This is a genomic window from Spirosoma panaciterrae DSM 21099 (assembly GCF_000374025.1).
Taxonomy (GTDB): Bacteria; Bacteroidota; Bacteroidia; order Cytophagales; family Spirosomataceae; genus Spirosoma; species Spirosoma panaciterrae.
The window spans coordinates 1-1,119 of the sequence record NZ_KB893241.1 but is presented as its reverse complement, the minus strand read 5'-3'; the positions used below and the strand labels follow the sequence as shown (position 1 = coordinate 1,119).

At 65.0% G+C, this 1,119-nt stretch carries 1 protein-coding gene and 2 pseudogenes; 1 reads left to right on the top strand and 2 read right to left on the bottom strand.

Annotated elements, in window-relative coordinates; all coding sequences use genetic code 11:
• Positions 1–10: 10 nt before the first annotated feature.
• Positions 11–193, top strand: a pseudogene (locus B153_RS38645) (FG-GAP repeat domain-containing protein); the annotation flags it as partial.
• Here B153_RS38645 and B153_RS38640 read toward each other — a convergent pair.
• Both B153_RS38640 and B153_RS38140 read right to left on the bottom strand, forming a co-directional pair.
• Complete coding sequence (locus B153_RS38640) at positions 181–333, bottom strand: hypothetical protein (RefSeq protein WP_245564979.1); 153 nt, start codon at positions 331–333, stop codon at positions 181–183. The pseudogene B153_RS38645 and the gene B153_RS38640 overlap by 13 nt on opposite strands.
• Before the next feature lie 214 nt (positions 334–547).
• Positions 548–1,119: pseudogene (locus tag B153_RS38140) on the bottom strand (hypothetical protein); the annotation flags it as partial.

The window sequence follows — 1,119 nt, the reverse complement described above, 5'->3', positions numbered from 1 at the left end:
ATCGGTAGCGGTGGGGGATTTCAACGCCGACGGCAAGCCCGACCTGGCCACCGCTAATAGAGGTTCCAACACCGTCTCGGTGCTGCTGGGCCAGGGCAACGGGAACTTTGCAGCCGCCACCAACTTCGATGTAGGCAGTCTACCTGTTTCGGTAGCGGTGGGCGACTTCAATGCGGATGGTCAGCCCGATCTGGCCACCGCTAATAACAGTTCCAACAACGTTTCGGTGCTGATCAACACGCTGGTGTCGATGGTGAGCCAGCCACCCAGTGGCTCAGCGGTCTGCGTAGGCAGCCCCATCAGTGTCCCAATAAACGTATCGGGATCCGTCACCAGCTATCAGTGGTACAAAGATGGCGCCGTGCTAGCCAGCCAGACCTCAGCCACCCTGAGCTTATCGGCCGTCCAGACTACCGACCAGGGCAGCTACTCCGTGGTGGTCACCGGAGCCTGCAACAGCCTGACCAGTTCCGCTTTCAGCCTGACCGTCAGCTCTCCCCCCTCGGTGAGCCTGACCAACAACGGCCCCCTCACCTGTAGCCAGCCCTCAGTCACCCTCTCCGCTACCCCTGGAGCCGCCACCTACCAGTTTGCACCAGGCACCACCCAGCAGGGAGGCTCGGCCGGCAATACCGCCACCGTAGCCACACCAGGCATCTACTCCCTGACCGCCCTCAGTAGCAGCGGCTGTTCGGCCACGGCCGCCACCACCGTCACCTCCACAGCCAACCTCTCCCTCGCAGCCGGGGCCTCTCTGCCCCAGGCCAATGTGGGCGTCACCCTCAGCCTGACGGCCTCCGGGGCCACATCCTACCAGTGGACTGCCCCAGCCTCCGCACCCCTCACCAGCCCCGCCAACGCAGCCATCACCTCGGCCAGCCTCACCACCGCGGGCATCCAGACCTTTACCGTCGTGGGTACCACCGGCGCCTGCTCCCAGACCGCCCTCGTCAGCCTCACCGCCCTGGCCGGACCCGACCTCTCCCCCCTGCTCCAACTCCCCAGCGGGGGCTTCGCTCCCAACCAGACCAAAGCCCTGCTCGTCCAGATCCAGGAAGTCAATGGGGGCACGGCCAGCGGTCCCATCCTGATCACCATCACCGTGCCCAGTGGCTACTC